This window comes from Frankia sp. CpI1-P (assembly GCF_001421075.1).
GTDB classification, from domain to species: domain Bacteria; phylum Actinomycetota; class Actinomycetes; order Frankiales; family Frankiaceae; genus Frankia; species Frankia torreyi.
Map to the genome: position 1 here is coordinate 37,783 of NZ_LJJX01000045.1, position 20,484 is coordinate 58,266.

Genomic DNA, 20,484 nt, shown 5'->3' on the forward strand with positions numbered 1-20,484 from the left:
GCAAACGACCCGCGGGGGGTTACCTCAGGCGGCCGGCCTCGACGCGGACGGTCCGCGGCAACCGGGCGATGGTGGCCGGGCGGTGCGCGATCACGACCAGCGTCCGGCCCGACCGGAGCCGATCGACGGCGGTCTCCAGCCGGCCGGCCACCTCCGGGTCGAGGTCGGCGGTGGCCTCGTCGAGCAGCAGCACCGGCGGGTCGACCAGCGCGGCCCGCAGTAGCCCGACGATCTGCCGTTCGCCGGCGGACAGTCGCTCGCCGCGCGTCCCCAGGTCGGCGTCGAGCCCGCCGGGCAGCCGGGCGACCCACTCGGTCAGGCCGAGCAGCTCGACCGCCCGCGCCATCGCCGCCCGGTCCGGCGTTCCCGGGGCGAGCGCCAGGTTCTCGGCCAGCGTGCCGGTGATGATGTGCACCTGCTGCGGGATGAGGACGATGCGCGCCCGGACCTGCTCCGGCGACGCGGTCCGCAGATCGATCCCGCCGTAGCTCACCGAGCCCGTATCCGGCTCGTAGAGCCCGGTGAGGAGCTTGGCCAGCGTGGTCTTGCCGGATCCGGTGACGCCTACCAGGCTCGCCCGGTCGCCGGCCGGGAAGGCGACCGAGACGTCGCGCACCACGTCCGCCCCCGGCGCGTAGGCGTAGCGGAGGCGCTCGGCGACCAGGTCGCCCCGCGGCGGCAGGTCGGGAGCCGGCGACGAAGCCGGCGGCGGGTCGGCCGGCGGCAGCGCGTCCAGCAGGTCGACCAGCCGGGCGAGGCCGACCCGGGCGAGCTGGGCCTGGCCGGCGAGCCCCGACAGGGTGAGCATGCTCTCGAACAGGTTGCGCGTGGCGAGCACGAACACGACGACGGTGCCGACGCTGAGCTGCCCCGCCCGCACCAGCCAGACGCTGAGCAGCAGCAGCGCCGCCGTGGCCAGCCCTTCGAGCAGCCCGAACAGCTCCAACCGGCTCTGGACGGCGACGGCCCGGTCGTTCGCCGCCAGCAGTTCGTCGTTGTCGGCCCGGAACCGCCGGACCCACTCGTCCGGCCGCCCCGGCGCGACCAGCGCCTCCTGGGCGGTGAGCGACTCGGTGAAGGTCGCGGTCATCGCCGCGTCCGCCGCCGCCTGCCGGCCGAACGTCTCCGGGGAGGCCCGGTTGAACCAGGCCAGCACGGCGATCGCGATCGGCAGGAACAGGGCGATGAGCAGCAGTGACAGCAGCCACGAGTACACCAGCAGCATCACCGTCGTCAGTCCGATGGTGAGGGTGACGCCGAGCAGGTTGGGGAGCTGGTCGCGCAGGAACAGCGTCAGGTCCGCGATCTCGCCGGTCGAGCGGCGTAGCAGGTCGCCGGTGCGGTGGGCCTCGATGAAGCGCAGCGGGGCGCGGGCGAGGCGTTCGACGACGAGGTCACGCAGACCGCGGATCGTCCGTTCGCCGGCGTCGGAGAGCAGGATCTCCGACCAGCGCAGCATGACCAGGCGGGCCAGGACCACCGCGGTCAGCAGGGCGACAGCCCACCACAGCCGGGATCGGTCGCCGGCGGTCACCNCGTCGACGCCCCACCCGATGGCCGCGGCGACGGCCACCACCGCGGCCGTGCTGGCGACGCTGGCCAGCAACGCGACGGTCATGATCACACGATGCGGGCGCAGGTAGGGCCAGAAGCGCCGGAACACCCCCGCCGTCGACGGTTCCTCGGCCAGCATCCGGACCTCAGCCACTGACGCCTCCCACCCCGACGATGTGATCATCTCCGGTGCCCTCGGCCGGGTCCGCGGCCGCGCCGGCAGGCCCGGCGGCCCCGTCCTGGGCGGTCGGCGTGCCGTCCGTCCCGAGCCGGATCACCCGGTCGGCGACGGCGAGCACGGACGGGCGGTGCGAGATCACCACGAGCGCGACCTCGGGCGCCCACGCCCGCAGCCGGGCGAGGATGGTGGCCTCGGTCGCGGCATCCACCGCCGCGGTGACATCGTCGAGGATCAGCACGCCCGGCCGGCCGATCAGGCCACGGGCCAGGGCGAGGCGCTGGCCCTGACCGCCGGACACCGTCGCGCCGCGCTCCCCCAGCGCCGTGTCGAACCCGTCGGGCAGGCTGGCCACGAACTCGTCGACCGCGGCGACCTCGCAGGCCGCGCGCAGCGCCGAGAACTCGACCGCCCGACCGACGCGAAGGTTGTCCGCGACCGTCCCGGCCAGGATCAGCGGCCGCTGCGGCACCAGGCCGATCCGGCCGGCCAGCTCGACCCGGGTGACCCGCCGCAGGTCGACCCCGCCGAGGCTGACCACGCCCGTGGCCGGGTCCTCCAGCCGGCACAGCACGCGGGCGAGGGTGGTCTTGCCGCTGCCGGTCGGGCCGGTCACCGCGACGAACTCGCCGGGAGCGACGTGCAGGTCGACCGGACCGAGCACCCGGCGCCCGGCGCGGACGGCCGTCACGCCCCGGGCCACCAACGCACCGCCCGCCGGTGGGGTCTCGGCGTCCACCGGGTCGTCGTCGCTGACCGGCGTGTCGAGGATCTCGGCGATCCGGGCGGCCGCGACACGGGCCTGGCCACGCGAGGAGAGCAGATCCACCGCGATCGTGACGGCCAGCGTCAGGGTGGTCATCCACGAGGTGAAGGCGACCAGGCCGCCGACGGTGAGGTCGCCGTGCAGGGCGGCCGTCCCCCCGCTGGCCAGGCCCGCCGCGATCGCGAGGCGGGGGACGGCCGGCGGGACGGCGGTCCAGGACGCGGAGACGCGCGCGGTGGCCATCGTGTGGTCGGTGAGGGCGGCGCTGCGGTCGTGATGGCGGCGCACCAGCGCCGACTCGCCGCCCAGGCCACGCACCGCCGCGCTGGCCGACAGCAGGTCGTCCACCGCGTCGGCCCGGGCGCCGAACGCCTCCGACAGGCCCGTGTTGGCCGCGTCGAACCGGCCGGGGAAGTACGCGTTCGCCAGCGCCACCAGCGGGATCGTCACGACCCCGATGACCAGCAGCAACGGGTCGAGCAGGGCGAACGCGGGCAGCACGACGACGACCGTGACCACGATCCGGACCCAGATGGCCAGGCTCTGCACCCACAGCCGAACCAGGTCGACGTCGCGGGTGGCCCGCATCGCCAGATCACCGTGGCCGTAGCGGGCGAGGGCGGGCCGGTCGAAGGCCGCCACCCGCGCGACGATCGACGCGCGCAGCCCGTGGGCGACGCGGGCGGCGGCCCGGCCCGACCACCACAGGCCGCCGATGCCACCCAGCATGAACGCCACGGCGACCAGCAGCGTGGGGANGACCCAGGTGACCGTGCCGTGCACCGAGCGCGCGGTGATGCCGCGGTCGAGTGCGCGCTGGACGCACCAGGGCAGGGCGAGCATCGCCGCCTGCTGGACCACCGTGGCCAACGCGCCGAGGATCAGCTCGCCCCGTAGCCCGCGCAGCCGCGTCCACAGCAGCCGGCTGCCGGTCGAGCCGTTCACGCGCACCGCCCTTGACTGGATCGGGCCCGCGTCGTCCGACCACACCGCCCGGGCTGGTGGGCCACGGGTCGGGGCGACGGGCTGAAGGCCCGCAGCCCGTGTGATCGGCGACGGCGGGCGGTGACCGTCCACCCGACATATTAGGTATAGCTAACCTAAGTACCTGCGCAACGTCAACCTCTTCGCGGGCGTCCCGTCCAGCCGGACCGACGCGCCGACCGCGCCCGTCACGCCCGTCACGCCCGTCACGCCCGCCGCCGAAGCAGCAGGGCGGCGAGATACACCCCACCGACGGCACCGGTGGCCACGCCGACCGGCAGTTGGACGGGGGCGAACAGGCGTTGGGCCGCGAGGTCGCCGACCGCGACCAGCGCGGCTCCCGCGAGCGCGGTCGATACCAGCGGCGGCGCCGGCGCGGCGGTGAGCCGGCGAGCCAGCGGCGGCGCGGTGAGCGCGACGAACCCGACCGGCCCGGCGGCGGCCGTCGCCGTGGCGGCCAGCGCCGCTCCCACCGCGAGCAGCAGGAGCCGGCTGCGCTCGACGTCCACGCCGAGCGTCTGGGCGGTCTCCCGGCCCATCTCCAGGTAGGCCAGCCGCCGGCCGTGGAACAGGGCGACGGGCATCAGGATCACCAGGGCGAGGGCCAGCGGCCAGGCCTGGTCCCACCCCCGACTGTTCAGGCTGCCGATCAGCCACACCTGGGCGGCCACCGCGGCGGCCAGTGTCGCCCGGGTGATCAGGTAGGAGTTGACCGAGATGAGCAGCGCGCCGACCGCGATCCCGATCAGGATCAGGCGCGGTCCGGCCAGCCCGTGGCGGCGGGACAGCGCGTAGACCAGCGCGCCGGTGAGCAGGCCGCCGGNCACCGCGCCGAGCGACGCCTCCGCCGCGTTTCCGCGCAGCACCAGCAGGACGACGAGCGCCCCGGTGGCCGAGCCGGTGGTGAATCCGAGGATGTCCGGGCTGCCGAGCAGGTTGTTCGACACGCTCTGGAAGATCGATCCGCTCAGCGCCAGCGCGGCGCCCACCAGCAAGCCGGTCACCAGGCGGGGCAGCCGCAGGGAGTTGACGACGAAGTCCGTCCCGCCGTCGGCGTGCCCGAGCAGGGCGCGGAGCACATCCCCGACCGGGATCGGGTAGTCGCCCGTGGTCAACGCCACCAGCCCGGCGGCCACGATCACCACGCCGAGCCCGACGCTGACCGCGACGGCCCGCGGCGAGATCCGCACGGACACGGCATCGCCGCCGAACCGCCGGACCCGCTGGCGGCCCGACGGCCAGCGCGGCTCGCCGGCCGGCGCGAAGCCGCCGAGCGCGGGGCCCGTCACGGTTGGGCCAGGCGGGCTCGGCGGCACAACGCGATGAAGACCGGCGCGCCGACGAAGGCGGCGACGACCCCGACCCGCAGTTCCCCCGGGGCGATGATCACCCGCCCGACCAGGTCCGCCCCGATCAGCAGGATCGCGGCGAGTACGCCGGAGTACGGCAGGACCCACCGGTGGTCCGGCCCGGCGATCGCCCGCGCCGCGTGCGGGACGGCCAAGCCGACGAAGGTGATCGGACCAGCGGCGGCGGTCGCCGCCCCACACAGCAGGACCATGGCGAGCGCTCCTCTCGCCCGGGCCCGGTGTGGGTGGGCGCCCAGCGCGTGGGCGGACTGGTCACCGAGGGCGAGTGCGTTCAACGGGCGGGCGAGGCCGACCGCCAGCAGGATGCCGACCACGATGAACGGCCAGGTGGCCGCGAGGGCGGGGGCGCCCGGCGCGGACAGGGAGCCGACGTCCCAGAACCGCATCTGGTCGAACGTCGTGACGTCGAGCAGTTGGACGGCGTTGACGAACGCGCCGAGCAGGGCGGTCGCCGCCGCGCCCGCCACCACCAGGGTGGCCGGTGTCGCGGCACCGCGACCGGCCGAACCGATCGCGAAGACGGCTACCGAGGTGACCCCGGCACCGACGAAGGCGAACCACACGTAGCCGGCCGGNCTCGTCACACCGAACACCGAGATCCCCACGACGACAGCGGCGGAGGCCCCCATGTTGACGCCGAGCAGCCCCGGTTCGGCCAGGTCGTTGCGGGTCAGCGCCTGGGTGAGCGCGCCGGCCACCCCCAGCGCGGCGCCGACGGCCAGGCCGAGCAGGGTGCGAGGGATCCGCAGATCGTGCACGATGGTGGCGGCCGACGAGCCGTCGTCGTGCCACAGCACCCGCCAGACCACGGCGAACGGCAGATGGTTTGCGCCTACCCGCAGGCTGAGCAGGCACATCCCGGCCAGCGCGAGCACCGCCGCCGCCAGGCCCGCCAGGCGGACGCGCCCCGAGTGCCGGCCACGTGGGCCGATCCGGGCCGGCGGCGCCGTGGACGCCGTCACGGCGGCCGGGGTTAGCGCGAGCGGCCCNCCCTCCGCCACTATCTGCACTTCGCCACTATCCGCACTTCTCGCCCCACAATCTGTCGATGGTTAAGTCAGCCTAACTTTGGCTAGGCTAACTTTATTGAGCCGGACGCTAGCCCGGCAACGCCCGTCGCGTCCAGAGCCCCGCCCGCCATCCGCGCCGGGCGGCGATCACCAATCAACGTCATCGAAAGGTCGTCGATTCGGCGGCCCCGACCGCCAGGGCATCGCCGCGTCGGCGCCGGCAGACCGCTTGACACGTCACGGNGACCCTCGGAAGATAAGTTAGGTTTACTTAAAATTACTGAGCGCGCCAATTTTGCTACCGACAGTTAGTCGGTGCGCCCGGAGACCGGAGGATCGGCTGTGGCAAGACGTCCGGCGTCCGCAGACCTCGGCATTTGGGACATCGTCGGAGTCGGTTTTGGTCCTTCGAACCTGGCTCTGGCGATCGCNGCCAGGGAACACAACGCGACCGTGTCCCCCGCGGCAGCACTACGGGTGTCGTTTCTGGAGCAACAACCCCGCTTCGGTTGGCACCGCGGCATGCTCCTCGAAGGAGCCACCATGCAGGTCTGCTATCTCAAAGACCTGGTGACGCTGCGNAATCCGGTCAGCGACTTCGGCTATCTTTCCTTCCTGCACGAACGGAACCGACTGGTCGACTTCATCAACCACAAGACCATGTTCCCGCTGCGCCAGGAATTCCACGACTACCTGGAATGGGCCGCCCACCGGGTGGACGACATGGTCGAATACGACACCCGGGTGGTCGACCTACGGCCCGTGCTGGTGGGCGGTGAGATCGCGCTGATCGACGTCGTCAGCGTGCGCGGCGACACCGGCGAGACGATCGTCCGTCGGGCCCGCAACGTCGTCGTCGCCGTCGGGCTCGAACCGAGCCCGCCGCCCGGCATCGAGCTGGGCGAGCGAGTCTGGCACAATTACGACCTGCTGAACCGGGTGGCCGACATGCCCGCTGCGGTGCGCCAGCGGTTCGTCGTCGTGGGCGCGGGACAGAGCGCGGCCGAGGTCACCGAGTTCCTGCACACCCGATATCCGCAGGCGGAGGTGATGGCCGTCTTCGCCCGCTACGGATACAGCCCGGCGGACAACAGCGCGTTCGCGAACCAGATCTTCGACCCGGCCGCCGTCGATGACTTCTACGAGTCCCCGACCCCGGTGAAGGAGATGCTCAACGCCTATCACCGAAGCACGAACTACTCGGTGGTCGACATCGGCCTCATCGACGAGTTGTACCGCCGCGTCTACCAGGAGAAGGTGCACGGCCGGGAGCGGTTGCGCATCATGCGTGCCTCCCGGCTGGCGGACCTGCGCCGGCTCGACGACGGCGTCGCCGTCGACGTCGAGTTCATGCCGACCGGACAGCGCGAGACCATCGAGGCCGACGTCATCGTCTTCGCCACCGGATACCGATCCCGGGACACGCGGCGCATTCTCGGCACGATGGCCGAGCACTGCCTCGACGACGCCGCCGGCCGGCTGCTCATCGGCCGCGACTACCGCCTGATGACCGGGCCCGACTCCGGCGCCGACCTGTATGTGCTCGGCGCCACCGAGCATTCGCACGGAATCTCCTCGACGCTGCTGTCCAACATCGCGATCCGGGCCGGCGAACTGGTGCAGTCGGTGGCCGCGCGCAGCGCCGAGGCGCAGGCGGCCAGGACCGGAGCCGGAGCCGGGCGCAGCGGCGAGCTCGGCGAGCTGGCGTCGCGCTGATCGGAAAAGTCTCGCGGGTCGAAGCGGGCTCGTGCGGCGCGCGGTGACGAGCGCGTGCCGCACGAGCCCGGGTCGGGACGAGGGCGGATCAGCCGGTCGCGGTGACCTTGGTGAGGGTCGGCTTGAGCTGGTCGAGCTGCCACGGGATGTTGAGGATGGTCGGGTTGTTGACCGCGCCGGCGGTGAAGGCATCCACCTGCAGGACCCGGCCCGCCTTGACCGCCGGAATCTCGGTGAACAGCTTGTTGGCGTTCATCTCGGTCTTCAGTGCCGGGGTGGCGTACCCGATCAGCATGAAGTCGGCGTCCAGGGCGCCGAGCTTCTCCATGCTCAGCGAGCGGTCGACCACGCTGGTCGTCACACCGGGCGCGAGCTTCATGCCGAGCTCGCCGTAGAGCTGCACCGACACCGTCTTCGGGTCGTCGATGACCGCCAGACCGCCGGGCTCGTAGTAGAAGGAGTAGCTGAACGTCCTGCCGACCAGGCCGGGCAGGTCGCCCTTGACCCCCTGGATGATCTTTGTGGTTGCGGCGATCGCCTTCTGGATGTCGGCGTCCCGGCCGACGGCCTTGCCGACGATGGTGCTGTTCTCCTGCCAGGTCGCGATGCCGGCGTCGTCGGTATAGCCGACGGTCGGCGCGATCTTGGAGAGCCGGTCGTAGTAGTCGGCCAGGCTGTAGAAGTTCGTGGCCAGGATCAGGTCGGGGCGCAGCGCGGCGATCTGCTCGAGGTTGAGGTCGCCGCTGGTGTCNAGGGCGGCGCTCTTCGACAGGTCGATCTTCCCCGCAAGCCAGGGAAAGACGCCGTCAGGCTTGTACTCGTTCTTCCCGTACGCGATCGGTGTGAGGCCAAGCGTCGCCAGAGTGTCCTCTTCGTAGCTGAGTGCAATGACCCGCTTCGGCTGGGACTTGATGACCGTGGCGCCGAACTTGTTCTTCAGCGTCACCGGAAAGACACTCGTTGCCGCGCTCGCCGACGCGGCCGTCCCGCCGTCGTCGCCACCGCCGTCGTCGCCACCGCCGCCGCTGCCGCAGCCGGCCGCAACGACCAGCGCCGCGACGGCCATGAACACCGCAGCCAACAGCTTCAGTCTTTTTCGCACCAGCACAACTTTCTCGATTGTGGCGATCATCCGCGTGCCGCGGCGTGCCCGCATGGTCGGAAACAGCAGGCAGATTGCTTGCCCAGAATGTTAGGTATACCTAACCTAAGTTGACCGAACTCGTCAACCCATGGACAGGGCGACCAGGCTCCGTAGGCGGGCCCCGACGGCAGGACCACNGGGTCCGCCAGGTACCCATCCGCCTTCCCGCATCCGGTGGATTAGGTTAACCTTCCCTACCTAGTGCCCCGAGATCGGTTGGGAGGAGTGATCTAGTGCCGCGACCCGCCACGTCCCACTCGTCGAGGGGGGCTCCGGCCGCGCCGTGGGCCCACTCCACCTGATGGCGACCGGCAGCGCCGCGCTCGACCTGGCCGAGTTGCGACGTCCCGTCGGCGGTCGCATCACGCTGGCGGCCGCACTGCAGGCTCTGGCCACGGTGCTGGCGATCGCCCCGGCAGTCGCGCTGGTGGAGATCGCGCGCCGGCTGCTGAGCGGGCCGGGGCAGTCGGTGTGGCCGCTGGCCTGGCTCGCGGTCGGCCTGCTCGTGGCGCGCTTCGCGCTCTACGCCGCGGCAGGCCTGCTCAGTCATCTCGCCGACGCGGACCTCGCCTACCTGCTGCGTCGGCGCCTGACCGAGCAGGTGAGCGCGCTGCCGCTGAGCTGGTTCGCCGGCGGGGTCTCGGCCCGGATGCGCGCGACGGTGCAGGACGACGTGGCGACGCTGCATCACGCGGTGGCCCACGCTCGCGGCGACCTGGCTTCGGCGGTGGCCGGCCCGGCGGTGGTGGTCGGCTACCTCCTCTGGGTCGACTGGCCCTTGGCACTGGTCACGGTGGCGCTCGTCGCCGCGGCCCAGGCGATCCGCATGCGGCTCGCGGTCCGGGCGACCGATCAGGTCAGCCGGATCGCCGCGGCCAACAACGAGCTGACCGCGGCCGTGCTCGAGACAGTCCGGGGCATCAGCGTCGTCAAGGCGTTCGCCCGCGGCCGGGGCGCGCCCCGGTTCACCGCCGCCGCGGCCGAGTATGTCGATGCCGACGAGCAGGCCCAGCGCATCTTCCTGCGGCCCCGCGGGGTGGCCCGGGCGACGGTGGCCCCGGCGACCATCCTGTTCGCGGTCGCTGCCGTCAGCACCGGGCTGGTTGCCGCCGGGTGGAGCGATCCGGTGGACCTCGTGGCCTTCGCCCTCCTCGGGGTCGGGCTGTTCGACCAGATCACCCCGATCTACCTGGCCCAGGACCTGCGGGAACGCTCCCGGGACGCGGCGGTCCGCATCGGCGACCTGCTGCGCGAACCCCGCCAGCCCGTTCTCGAGCCCGCCCGCGCCCGCCCGGTGGGCACCCCACTGACGGTGGAACTCGACGACGTCCACTTCCGCTACCCGGACGGCCACGGTGTCCTGCGCGGCGTCAGCGCGACGCTCCGGCCGGGCACGGTGACGGCACTGGTCGGCCCGTCCGGGGCCGGGAAGTCGACGCTGGCGATGCTGCTGGCCCGCTTCGCCGACGTCACCGGTGGCGCCATCCGGCTGGGCGGGGTCGACCTGCGCGACATCGACCGGGACGAGCTGTACCGCAATGTCGCGTTCCTGCTGCAGGACGTCGTCCTGCTGCGCCGCTCGATCCGCGACAACATCGCCCTGGCCGTTCCCGAGGCGTCCGACGAGGCGGTGCGCGCCGCCGCCCGCGCGGCGGCCGTCGACGACCGCATCCTCGCACTGCCGCGCGGCTACGACTCGGTGGTCGGCGAGGACGCGCACCTCTCCGGCGGGGAGGCGCAGCGGGTCGCGATCGCCCGCACCCTGCTGGCCGGGACGCCGATCGTGCTCCTCGACGAGGCCACCGCGTTCGCCGACCCCGACTCGGAGGCCGCGATCCAGGACGCGCTGGCCGAGCTGGCCGCGGGCCGGACCCTGCTCGTGATCGCACATCGCCTGTACACGGTCACCGAGGCCGACCAGATCCTGGTCCTCGACGACGGCCGGCTGGTCGAGCACGGCCGCCATGACGAGCTGCTCGCCACCGACGGACGCTACGCCCGGCTCTGGCGGGCCCAGCAGGGCGGTCGGGCGTGACCGCGCACCTGCGCGGCCTCGTCCCGGCCGACCAGCACCGGCCGCTGGGCCGGTACCTGGCGGCCGTGACCGGCTACGCCGTCAGCGAGGGCGTCGCCTTCGGAGTGCTCGTCCCGCTGCTGACCGCCCTGATCGACGGCCACCCGGCCACTGCGGCCTGGTGGCTCATCCCGCTCACCGCCGCGGCGGCGGCCGGCTGGTGCGCGCACTACTACCTGGGATCGCGGGCGTTGCGGCTGTCCTCGGCCTGGCGGCGCGCGCTCTACGCACGACTCGGTGACAAGCTTCTGACCTTGCCGTTGGGCTGGTTCGACGGTCCGTCGGCCAGCCAGGTCCCACAGCTGATCATCGGGGACGTCGCACGGGTCGCCACCACCGTCTTCTTCGCCGAGGCCCTGATCGGCGCGGTCCTGACCCCGGTCACGATCGGGGTGTTCATGCTCGGCTTCGACTGGCGGCTGGGGCTCGCCGCGCTGCTCGCCGTCCCGATCGTGCTCGTCGCCGTCTCGATCGGCAGCCGCCTCACCGAACGCACCGAGGCGGCCAACCACGCCGCGACCGTCGAGGCCGGCAGCCGGCTGGTCGAGTTCGCCGGCGCCCAGCCGACGCTGCGGGCCACCGGCAGCACCGCCGCCGGCCGGGCCGCGCTGGACGAGGCGCTGGCCGCCCAGCACCGCGCCGCCCGGCGCGAGATCGTCGGCTCCCTGCCGGGCGAGTATCTCGGCGCGCTCGGTATCCAGCTCGCCTTCACGGCCCTGTTCCTCGCCGGCCTCGCGCTGGTCACGCACCATCACCTCAGCCCGACCCGGATGATCGTCCTCGTCGTGCTGGGCATCAGCCTGCTCCGCCCGCTTGACGCCCTGGTCGGCCTCAGCGCCGCGGTGCGTTCCGCGCAGGCCTCCGCCCAGCGGATCGACGAACTCCTGGCGGTCGAACCGCTCCCGGAACCCGTCACCGGCCGCCGGATCGACCAGGGCAGGATCGAGCTCACCGACGTCCACTTCGCCTATCCCGGCAGCCCCCACGGCCCGAGCCTCGAGGCGACGGATCCCGAGGAGGGGACGAGTCCCGAGGTGCTGAGCGGCCTGACGCTGACGATCCCGGCCGGGCGCACCACCGCGCTCGTCGGCCCCTCCGGCGGGGGGAAGACGACCGTCACCAAGCTGATCGCCCGCTTCCACGACGTCGGCTCCGGCTCGGTGCGCATCGGCGGGGTGGACGTCCGCGACCTCACCAGCCGCGACCTGCTCAACCACATCGCGCTCGTGTTCCAGGACGTCTACCTGCTCGACGGCACCGTCGAGGACAACATCCGCTTCGGCAACCCCGACGCGACCCCGGAGCAGGTCCGCGACGCGGCGTGCCGCGCGCGGGTTGACGCGATCGTCGCCCGGCTGCCGGACGGCTGGGCCAGNCGCGTCGGCGAGGGCGGCCGACTGCTGTCCGGCGGCGAACGCCAACGCGTCGCCATCGCCCGGGCCCTGTGCAAGGACGCGCCGATCGTGCTCCTCGACGAAGCCACGGCCTCCCTCGACACCGAGAACGAGACCGCCGTACACGCCGCCCTGGCCGAGCTCGCCGCCGACCGCACTGTCCTGATCATCGCGCACCGGCTGGACACGATCGTCCGAGCCGACCAGATCGCCGTCCTCGACGGCGGCCGGGTCGTCGAGTGCGGCCGGCACGACGAGCTGCTGGCCCGGGACGGCCGGTACGCCGCGTTCTGGCGTGAACGCGAACGCGCGCGCGGCTGGCGGTTGCGCCGCGANGATCAGGAGCCCGCCGCGCCGGTAAGTCCGTGAGGCGCTGGGAGTCGGTCGGTGGTCGAGGGTGGCGACACCGTCAGTGCCCGGCGGTCCACCTTCCCGCCGGCGGTGACGGGGAGCGTGTCGACCACGGTCACGGCACTCGGCACCATGTACCGGGGCAGCAGCTCGGCGCACCAGGCCAGCACCTCGTCGGCGAACGTCCCGCCCCCGGCCCGCTCGGCCTCGGCGACCACGGCCTCGGCGACCACGGCCTCGGCGACCACGGCCTCGGCGACGGCGACGGCGGGCACGACGAAGGCGAGCAGGCGGGGCGCGGCGACGTCTCGGGACAGCACGACCGCCGCCCGCCGTACCCGGGGGTGCTCGGCCAGCGCCGCCTCGACCTCCTCCAGCTCCAGCCGCATGCCGCGGATCTTCACCTGGTTGTCGGCNCGGCCCACGAACTCCAGCCAGCCGGCGCTGTTCCAGCGGGCGAGGTCACCGGTCCGGTACATCCGCGCGCCGTCACCGGCAAACGGGTTGGCGACGAAACGCGACGCGGTCAGCGCCCCGTTGTGCACGTAACCGCGGCCGAGCAGAAAACCGGCCACGTACAGCTCGCCGACCGCGCCGGAGGGCACGGGGGTCAGCGCGTCGTCGAGGACGTGGAGCTGGGTGTGCGGATTGGGTCGGNCGATCGAGGCGGCGAGACGCTCGGCGCTGTCCCGATAGATGACGTGCGAGACACCGATCGTCGTCTCGGCCGGGCCATACCCGTGGTAGAGCGCGGTGTCGACCTGAGCGCGGAAACGCGCGAAAAGCGCGGGGGTCAGCACCTCGCCACCGCACCACACATGCCGCAGCGAGCTGAGCGCGGGCGTCCCCTCCGCCGCCTCCAGCAGAATGTCCAGCATCGACGACACCAGGTAGACGAAGGTGACCCGCTCCCCCTCGATGAGCTTGAGCAGGTATCCCGGATCCAGCTCACCGTCCGGTTCCGCGACGACCACCCGGCCGCCGCAGACGAGCGGCAGCAGAATCTCGTTGATCGAGATGTCGAACGACAACGGCGCCTTGAACAGGGACGCATCGTCCGCGCCGAAGGCGAACAGATCCCTCACCTGCCAGCGCAGCCGTTCGGCTATCGCGTCGTGCCGGATCATCGCCCCCTTGGGGGTCCCGGTCGAGCCGGACGTGAAGATCACATATGCCAGCCCCGCGGGCAGGATCGGCAGGTCGAGCGGCTCGGACGATTCGGCGCCCCAGGCCCAGGCGCCCAGCTCGACCGGCACGGCCGACACCCCGTCCACCAGCCCGCCGGCCGGCGCCGGCGCCTCCGGGCCGGTCACGATCAGCCGGGCCCGCGCGTCGGCCAACACCCGCCGGCGACGCTGCTCGGGCCAGGCCGGCTCGACCGGAACGAACGCCCCGCCCGCGACCATGGCCGCCAGCACCGCGACGACCATCTCCGCGGATCGGATCAGCCGGATGCCGACAACGTCCTCCGGCCCGAGACCGCGGGCCCGCAACGCCCGGGCGAGCTGGAACACCCGGGCGCCGAGCTCGGCGTAGGTCAACCGCACTCCGGGGGCGACGAGAGCGGCCGCGTCCGGCGAGCGTCGCACCTGGGCGGTGAACAGATCGGCGACGGTCGTGGTCAGCGCGGGCAGGGTGCCGTCGTTGCAGCCTTCGAGCGTCGTCGGCGGCTCGGTCGAGCCGGCCGGCGGCACAGGTTCCTCAGAGCGCAGGCTCACAACCATTCCCATCTGTGCTCGGTGCACCGGGGCGGCGGTCCGATGCCGCGCGGAGCCACGGGTCGGGTGTGTCCCCGGGGCGGAACCCGTGCAGTCACCGATCACCGGCGGCCCGCGCCGATAAGGTAGGCACACGCGTAGATAAGGTTAGGTTTAGCTAAGACTTTGCCAGCTTGTAGTCAGTCGCGCCTCCTGTCAAGGGAACGCCCCTCGCCGACCAGCCCCGCGGCCGGCGCCGAGACCCCGCCGCGGCATGGCGAAGCCGTTCTTCCGCAGGCCGTTGGCGTAGACGCCGTGTTCGACCAGCGTCAGCTTCCGGGTGTCCTGGTCCGTGGTGCTGAACAGCCGCTTGCCCGCGCCGAGCAACAGCGGGAAGACGAGCGGGTGATAGCGGTCGATCAGGCCCGCGTCGAAGAGTCCGTGGTTCAGCGAGGCGCTGCCAGGGACGATGATCGGGCCACCCTCGGGGTGCCGGACGCGCCCCGCGACTCCGGCTCCACGACGGCCGTCAGGGTCTAGGTTGTTGATGTACCGACTCTCGCGGAACCCGCGAACCCACCGGTTCTGCGCCACGCCGGTGCGGGTCGCCGAACCGATCCGGTCCTAGGAGGCACCCATGAGCGACCAGCAGGTACGGATGATCGTCCTGTCGACGGACGATCTCGAGGAATCGATCAAGTTCTACACCGAGACCCTCGGCTTCCCGCTGAAGTTCCGCGACGGTGCCCACTACGCGGCTCTCGACGGCGGCTCCGTGACCATCGCCCTGGCCACCGCGGTCGATCATCCCATACCCGGCCAGGTCGTCGTGGGCATCAAGACCGACGACGTCGACGGCGCAGCCAAGGCGATCGAGGAGAACGGCGGCGCCATCGTGAAGGGCCCCTACGACGACGCTCACGAGCGCCGCGCCGTGGTGTACGACAACAAGGGCAACGGCCTGGTCTTCTACAAGTCGCTTCCGCGCTGACGCACCTTCGAACCGCTCCCCCGCTGGCCGGTCACCGGCCAGCGGGGGGCGGCTCAACCCACGCGTCCCGCGGCACGGCGGCGCCGAACCACCGAGGGAGCTGGTCGAGCAGATCCTGCTGATCGCCACCGACCCACGCCACATGGCCGTCCGGCCGCAGCAGCGCCGCGGGCACGTCCAGTTCCTCGCTGACGTCGACGACGTGGTCGACCCGATCTGCCCACCCCGCCGCCGAAAGCCGGCCGGTCTGGTCGAGCAGCAGTCCGCGGCCGCCGTGCATCAGCCCGTAGAGGCGACCCCGCTTCAGCCCGACATCCCGCAGCCGGCGGCCGACGAGCGGATGCTCGTCGCCGAAGTCGTAGCGGATCCCGATCGCAGTGATCTTTTCGATCAGATATCGATTCACCTCGTCGAAATCCATCAGTTCCGACACCAGCCGGCGCACTGATGCCGGACCCGGCTCGGGGGACAGCAGCACGGCCTGTGCGCGGGTGTTGTCCAGCACGTCGGCGGCGACCGGGTGCCGTTCGGTGTGGTAGCTGTCCAGCAGCCCCTCCGGGGCCCAGCCGCCGATCTCGGCGGCCAGTTTCCAGCCGAGGTTGAAGGCGTCCTGGATCCCGAGGTTGAGGCCCTGGCCGCCCATCGGCGGGTAGATGTGCGCCGCGTCGCCGGCCAGCAGCACCCGGCCGGTTCGATAGCTCTCGGCCTGCCGGGTGGCATCGCCGAAGCGGGAGAGCCAGCGCGGTGCGTGCGCGCCGAAGTCGGTGCCGGCGAACACCCGCACCCGCTGCCTGAACTCCTCGAGGGTCGGCGGGACCGAGCGGTTCTCGGCCACCCCCTCGGCGGGCACGATGATGCGGTACACCCCGTCGCCGATGGGAATGGCACCGAACCGCACATGGGTCCTGCGGACGTCGGCCACCACGGCGGCCAGCGTCTCCGGCGGCACGGTCACCTCCACCTCGCCCAGCAGCGTCTCGACCCTGGTCGGCTCGCCGGGGAAGCCGACGCCGAGCAGCTTGCGCACCGTGCTGCGTCCACCGTCGCAGCCGACGAGGTAGCGCGAGCGCAGCCGAGTGCCGTCGGCCAGCGCGGCGGTCACCTCGTGTTCGTCCTGGCTCAGTCCGACCAGTGCGGTGCCGCGCCGGATCTCGGCGCCGAGCTCGGTGGCGCGCTCGGTCAGCAGACGCTCGGTGCTGTTCTGCGGGATGCCGAGGATGTACGAATGTGCGGTGTCCAGCCGGTCCGGCCACGGCCTGGTGATGCCGGCGAAGAAACCGCCGACCGCGTACTGCTTGCCGAGCGCGAGGAACCGCTCCAGCAGACCGCGCTGGTCCAGCACCTCGATGCTGCGCACGTGCAGACCCAGCGCGCGGGCGTGCCCGGTCGGCGCCGCCTCGCTGTCCACCACGAGCGCGTGCACGCCGTGCAGCCGCAACTCGCCGGCCAGCATCAAACCGGTCGGTCCGCCGCCGACAATGATCACGTCAATCATGAACCGCCCATTCATTGAGATTGCATTTCGGCCAGCGGCTCCGCACGGTCCGGTCCGGTCGCGCACACACGCGAACACACGCACGTCGCGAATCCCTGAATTCCACAGGTTCTGGCTTCGCCGGCGATTCTGCAGCACGACCCGGGTCTTGCCGCAAGCCCCCCAGTGTGCTATACATTGAGAGTGACAGGAAGTCGCCATTCTTCCTGTGGAGGCGAGGCTTTGCACTATCCGGTCGAGGCGATCTCCCGGAGCTGCGCCAGAACATCCCTGGCGATCCGCTGGAACGGCGTCTGGTCCGGGTCCTCGACCCATTGCTCGAAGGCGACGTGCATGATGGTCGTGCCCGTGCGGGCGGCGAGGGCGGCGGTGGTGTCGCCGAGCCCCCGGGCGCGCAGCGCCCCTGCCATGGCGGCGGCCAGTGACGCGGCCTTGATCAGCTCGCGTTCCTGCAGCTCGTGACTGGAGGCGATGATCCGGTGCCGCGGGCCGGCGAACTCACGGACCTCTTCGAACCGGATGGCGGCGGCGTCCAGCGCCGCGCCGATCAGGCCGAGAGCCGAGGCGGACGCGGGGGCGGCCTCGATGGCGGCCACCATCTGCTGCTCCAGTAGCTCCGAGCCCCGAAACAGCACCTCACGCTTGTCCGTGAAGTACCGGAAGAACGTTCGCTTCGTCAGCCCNGCGCGTTCCGCGATCTCCGCGACGGTCGTCTCCTCGTACCCGCGCTCNCCGTAGAGGGCCAGGGCCGCCTCCTGTAGCCGCACCTGCGCATCCGGCTGCCATCTGCCCATGCGACCAGACTAGCGATGACACCTGGTGTCATGGCCATGTTAAGGTGATGGCACCAGGTGACATCAGCGTTCCGGGAGGGTTCCCATGCGTGTTTTCGTGACTGGCGCGTCCGGACACATCGGCTCGGCGGTCGTGCCCGAGCTGCTGCAGGCAGGCCATCAGGTCGTGGGGCTGGCGCGTTCGGACAGCTCGGCCGAGGCGCTCGCGGCCGCAGGCGCCGAGGTCCGGCGCGGCGACCTGGACGATCTCGACGGGCTGCGCGAGGCCGCCGGGGCGGCCGACGGCGTCATCCACCTCGCCTTCAAGCACGACCTGATGGGGTCCGGCGACTTCCCCGCCGCGATCGCCGCCGACTTCGCCGCCATCAAGGCGCTCGCCTCGGCCCTCGAAGGGACGGGCAAGCCGCTCGTCACCTCCTCCGGCACGCTCATGCTCACCCTCGCGGGCATCACCGGACGGCCGGGCACCGAGGCCGATTTCGCTCCCGGCGGTCCGCGGGTCGACGCCGAGAACTTCGTGATCGGGCTGGCCGAACGCGGCGTGCGGTCGTCGATCGTCCGGCTACCTCCGATCGTGCACAGCTCGCTCGATCACCACGGCTTCGCGCACATCCTGATCGGCGTCGCCCGGCAGGCCGGCGTGTCGGCGTACGTGGGGGACGGGGCCAACCGGTGGCCTTCGGTGCACACGCTCGACGCGGCGCGGGTGTACCTGCTGGCGCTGGAGGGCGCCCCGGCCGGGAGCCGGCTCCACGCGGTCGCCGACGAGGGCATCCCCTTCCGTGACATCGCGGCCGCCATCGGCCGCGGGACCGGCCTGCCCGTGACCAGCGTCTCCGCCTCGGACGCCGGCGAGCGCTTCTCCTTCCTCGGCGCGTTCGTGGGGGTGGACAACCCGACCTCCAGCGAGGTGACACGAAAGGTGCTCGGGTGGGAGCCGGCGCATCCGGGACTCATCGAGGACCTGGAGCAGGGCCACTACTTCGGGCAGGGCTGAGCGGATCCGTCGCGGGTGCAGGTTCGCTGTGCGGCGCTCGCTCTTCGCTGTGCGGCGCTCGCCACAGCCGAGCGGGATCGATCTTGACCGGGAAGGCCGAACCGACGTAGCGCCCGGGGCGCCGGCCGGAGGATCAGCGTCACCGGCGCGAGCCGCGGGCCGCCAGCTCCGCGAGCTCCCCCAGTTCGGCCAGCCACAGGTCCGCCAGCGTCTCCTGGCGGGGCACGCTCGCGCTCGCCGTGAACGTGACACGGGCATGCTCGCCGTAGCCGAACAGGCCCACGGAGAGGTGCTGGCGGCCGACGAAGAGCGGAGGCAGCCCGACCAGTCCGGTCACCGGCCGCCCCGCGACGGCCAACCGGCAGCGCAGGCTCCCCGGGTTGGAGGCGACGAGAGCGACCTCGCGGGTGCGCGCGCCCGAGCTTGCGACGTGGGCGAGGAAACGCTGCGAGGCACCGGGCGACAGCTCGGCGAGGGCGAGATGCCGGCGCTCGACCACGCCCAGGCCACCGCCCCGCTTCAACCGGCGCGTGAGCGCGGCGACGCGGACGAGCCGCCGGCCGGGATCCGGTTCGCCGCAGGGCAGGGCGAGGCGGACCCCGGTGGTGAAGTTGGACATCAGCTCCTGTTCGGCGCTGGTCCGGATGCTGATGGGCATCAGCGCGTGGATGGGCCGATGCGGCCGGCGCCATTCCGGCAGCGACCACTGCCGCAGCGCGCCGGCGAGGGCCGCGAGATAGACGTCGTTGATTGTGACCGCATGCCGTCGGGCGATCCGCCGCAGCGCGTCGAGTTCCGTCGTCACCCAGGTGTGGCGGGCCGGTCCGCGGGCCGGCCCACCCCAGGCCGCCAGGGCCCGGGTGGGTGCCAGCCCCCGCAGGTTGCGACCGGCGAGGCGCAGGTAGTCCCCCGTCCGGGGGACGGGAAACGCCGGCGGCAGGGCCAGGGCCGTCTCGTCCCCCTCACCGAACAGCAGGTGTAACGCCCGGTAGAGGGCCCCGCCGTCCTGGTGCACATGACTCGCCCGATAGAGCACCAGGGTGCCGGGGACGGAGTGCCCGCGCAGGAGGTGAAGCATCCACGGCGGTCGACCGAGGTCGACGGGCCGGGTGGCNAGCCGATCGATCGTGCGACGCAGGCCCTCGTCGCCCGACCCCTCCGGGACAGCGGTGACGACCACATGATCGTCCACGTTGACGTCGCCACGCGAGGCCCACCGGGGCGAGGCCTGCTCGGCCTTCGCCCCGCGGCCGTGGCTGTCCTGAGCAGGCGACGCGACGGACTGGAGTCGTTCGGTGAGACGTGGCGCCGCACGAAGCCGGTCCGCGACGTGCGCCCGCAGACCGGCGAGGTCCAGCGGCGGCCCGCCGACGTACAACAGCACACCGATGTCGAGGAACTCGCCGGGGAAACGGCGGGTGAAGGCCAGGAAGGCGTGATCGCCCATCGTCAGAGACCGATCGTGCACGGTGCCCTCCCCTTCCACGGTCGGGTATGCCTGGGAATCATCGCAGCAGCCCGAGTTCCCGCGCCGTGGCGGCGTCCGTATCTTCCCTGCGCCANCATCGATCGGACGGTCCGGCGAGGATCCGAAGCCGCCGCCCTGTCCCCGTCCCCGCGCGGGGACGGGGACAGGGCGGCTTGTCTGGTGTCCGCGGTGCCCGCGCGAGGCTAGTAGACCGTCGCCACTAATGTTTGGGGTATAGGTGGCGGAGTTTGGTGCGGGCGTCGGCGGTGGTGAAGTGCCAGTGNACTTGGCGCTGGTCGGTGTTGACGGCTGTCTGCCAGGCGGCGAGTTCGGTGTTGAGCACGTCGAGGTCGTCGATGCGGCGGTCGAGGCATTGGCGGGTCAGTGCGGCCAGTTCGATCTCGGCGATGTTGAGCCAGGAGCCGTGTTTGGGGGTGTGGTGGATCTCGAGGCGCCCGGCGAGAGCGAACGCGACGGCGGGGTCGAAGGCCTCGTAGAGCG

The 20,484-nt window shown here is 72.2% G+C and carries 13 protein-coding genes and 15 pseudogenes; 8 read left to right on the forward strand and 20 right to left on the reverse strand.

The genetic code is table 11. The annotated features are described in order from the left end of the window. Positions 1-19 precede the first annotated feature (19 nt). The 8 genes and pseudogenes from FF86_RS23910 to FF86_RS56445 all read right to left on the reverse strand — a co-directional run. The coding region (locus FF86_RS23910; RefSeq protein ID WP_242419407.1) for an ABC transporter ATP-binding protein at positions 20-1,535 on the reverse strand (1,516 nt) is incomplete at its 5' end. Position 1,536: 1 nt separating this feature from the next. Next, positions 1,537-1,708: pseudogene (locus FF86_RS64335) on the reverse strand (ABC transporter ATP-binding protein); the annotation flags it as partial. After that, a partial coding sequence (locus tag FF86_RS23915) for an ABC transporter ATP-binding protein (protein ID WP_242419408.1) occupies positions 1,701-3,256 on the reverse strand: 1,556 nt, incomplete at its 5' end. The pseudogene FF86_RS64335 and the gene FF86_RS23915, both read right to left, overlap by 8 nt. Position 3,257: 1 nt before the next feature. Beyond that, a pseudogene (locus FF86_RS68035) lies at positions 3,258-3,341 on the reverse strand (hypothetical protein); the annotation flags it as partial. Between the two features lie 347 nt (positions 3,342-3,688). Next, the coding region (locus FF86_RS56430; RefSeq protein ID WP_242419409.1) for an iron chelate uptake ABC transporter family permease subunit at positions 3,689-4,305 on the reverse strand (617 nt) is incomplete at its 5' end. Between the two features lies 1 nt (position 4,306). Beyond that, positions 4,307-4,798: pseudogene (locus FF86_RS64345) on the reverse strand (iron chelate uptake ABC transporter family permease subunit); the annotation flags it as partial. Beyond that, positions 4,768-5,427: iron ABC transporter permease (locus FF86_RS56440; RefSeq protein ID WP_242419410.1), on the reverse strand; the 660-nt coding region annotated here is incomplete at its 5' end. The pseudogene FF86_RS64345 and the gene FF86_RS56440, both read right to left, overlap by 31 nt. 1 nt (position 5,428) lies before the next feature. Then, positions 5,429-5,841: pseudogene (locus FF86_RS56445) on the reverse strand (iron chelate uptake ABC transporter family permease subunit); the annotation flags it as partial. 363 nt (positions 5,842-6,204) lie between these two features. On the opposite strand from FF86_RS56445, the gene FF86_RS56450 reads away from it, so the two are divergent. From FF86_RS56450 to FF86_RS23930, 3 genes and pseudogenes are all read left to right on the forward strand, one after another. Then, positions 6,205-6,293 (forward strand): SidA/IucD/PvdA family monooxygenase (locus FF86_RS56450; protein ID WP_242419417.1); only part of this gene is annotated, 89 nt, incomplete at its 3' end. A gap of 1 nt (position 6,294) precedes the next feature. Further along, a pseudogene (locus tag FF86_RS56455) lies at positions 6,295-6,443 on the forward strand (SidA/IucD/PvdA family monooxygenase); the annotation flags it as partial. 1 nt (position 6,444) lies between these two features. Continuing rightward, positions 6,445-7,578: pseudogene (locus FF86_RS23930) on the forward strand (SidA/IucD/PvdA family monooxygenase); the annotation flags it as partial. An 88-nt stretch (positions 7,579-7,666) separates the two neighbouring features. On the opposite strand, the gene FF86_RS56460 reads toward FF86_RS23930, so the two are convergent. Next, positions 7,667-8,329: ABC transporter substrate-binding protein (locus tag FF86_RS56460; protein ID WP_242419411.1), on the reverse strand; the 663-nt coding region annotated here is incomplete at its 5' end. 676 nt (positions 8,330-9,005) lie between these two features. Here FF86_RS56460 and FF86_RS23940 point away from each other — a divergent pair. From FF86_RS23940 to FF86_RS56465, 3 genes and pseudogenes are all read left to right on the forward strand, one after another. Beyond that, positions 9,006-10,757: an ABC transporter ATP-binding protein gene (locus FF86_RS23940; RefSeq protein ID WP_242419412.1), complete on the forward strand. Its 1,752-nt coding sequence runs from the start codon at positions 9,006-9,008 to the stop codon at positions 10,755-10,757. Between the two features lie 104 nt (positions 10,758-10,861). Beyond that, on the forward strand, positions 10,862-12,171 hold a 1,310-nt coding region (locus tag FF86_RS23945), incomplete at its 3' end, for an ABC transporter ATP-binding protein (RefSeq protein ID WP_242419418.1). A gap of 1 nt (position 12,172) precedes the next feature. Beyond that, a pseudogene (locus FF86_RS56465) lies at positions 12,173-12,525 on the forward strand (ATP-binding cassette domain-containing protein); the annotation flags it as partial. 3 nt (positions 12,526-12,528) lie between these two features. On the opposite strand, the pseudogene FF86_RS56470 reads toward FF86_RS56465, so the two are convergent. The 4 pseudogenes from FF86_RS56470 to FF86_RS23955 form a co-directional block, all read right to left on the reverse strand. After that, positions 12,529-12,957: pseudogene (locus FF86_RS56470) on the reverse strand (hypothetical protein); the annotation flags it as partial. A gap of 1 nt (position 12,958) precedes the next feature. Further along, a pseudogene (locus FF86_RS56475) lies at positions 12,959-13,198 on the reverse strand (thioester reductase); the annotation flags it as partial. 1 nt (position 13,199) lies between these two features. Then, a pseudogene (locus FF86_RS56480) lies at positions 13,200-14,271 on the reverse strand (AMP-binding protein); the annotation flags it as partial. 183 nt (positions 14,272-14,454) lie between these two features. Continuing rightward, positions 14,455-14,727, reverse strand: a pseudogene (locus FF86_RS23955) (dihydrofolate reductase family protein); the annotation flags it as partial. Positions 14,728-14,875: 148 nt separating this feature from the next. On the opposite strand from FF86_RS23955, the gene FF86_RS23960 reads away from it, so the two are divergent. Then, positions 14,876-15,229, forward strand: a complete 354-nt coding sequence (locus FF86_RS23960; protein WP_044887077.1) for a VOC family protein — start codon at positions 14,876-14,878, stop codon at positions 15,227-15,229. 31 nt (positions 15,230-15,260) lie between these two features. On the opposite strand, the gene rox is transcribed toward FF86_RS23960, so the two are convergent. The 4 genes and pseudogenes from rox to FF86_RS68040 all read right to left on the reverse strand — a co-directional run. Next, positions 15,261-16,724, reverse strand: a complete 1,464-nt coding sequence (gene rox / locus FF86_RS23965; protein WP_044887076.1) for a rifampin monooxygenase — start codon at positions 16,722-16,724, stop codon at positions 15,261-15,263. A gap of 227 nt (positions 16,725-16,951) precedes the next feature. Then, the coding region (locus FF86_RS23970) for a TetR family transcriptional regulator (RefSeq protein ID WP_242419415.1) at positions 16,952-17,407 on the reverse strand (456 nt) is incomplete at its 5' end. Position 17,408: 1 nt separating this feature from the next. Beyond that, a pseudogene (locus FF86_RS63025) lies at positions 17,409-17,455 on the reverse strand (hypothetical protein); the annotation flags it as partial. Position 17,456: 1 nt separating this feature from the next. Continuing rightward, positions 17,457-17,518, reverse strand: a pseudogene (locus FF86_RS68040) (TetR family transcriptional regulator); the annotation flags it as partial. 85 nt (positions 17,519-17,603) lie between these two features. Here FF86_RS68040 and FF86_RS23975 point away from each other — a divergent pair. Further along, complete coding sequence (locus FF86_RS23975) at positions 17,604-18,515, forward strand: SDR family oxidoreductase (protein WP_044887074.1); 912 nt, start codon at positions 17,604-17,606, stop codon at positions 18,513-18,515. 139 nt (positions 18,516-18,654) lie between these two features. Here the strand turns inward: FF86_RS23975 and FF86_RS23980 are convergent. The 3 genes and pseudogenes from FF86_RS23980 to FF86_RS63030 form a co-directional block, all read right to left on the reverse strand. Further along, a partial coding sequence (locus FF86_RS23980; protein WP_242419416.1) for a WS/DGAT domain-containing protein occupies positions 18,655-19,629 on the reverse strand: 975 nt, incomplete at its 5' end. Position 19,630: 1 nt separating this feature from the next. Further along, positions 19,631-19,962, reverse strand: a pseudogene (locus FF86_RS56490) (DUF1298 domain-containing protein); the annotation flags it as partial. A 305-nt stretch (positions 19,963-20,267) separates the two neighbouring features. After that, positions 20,268-20,484: pseudogene (locus tag FF86_RS63030) on the reverse strand (IS630 family transposase); the annotation flags it as partial.

Coding starts and splice junctions, on each gene's coding strand:
- FF86_RS23960 (WP_044887077.1), top strand. CDS start 14,876: ATGAGCGACCAGCAGGTACGGATGATCGTCCTGTCGACGGACGATCTC.
- FF86_RS23975 (WP_044887074.1), top strand. CDS start 17,604: ATGCGTGTTTTCGTGACTGGCGCGTCCGGACACATCGGCTCGGCGGTC.
- rox (WP_044887076.1), bottom strand. CDS start 16,724: ATGATTGACGTGATCATTGTCGGCGGCGGACCGACCGGTTTGATGCTG.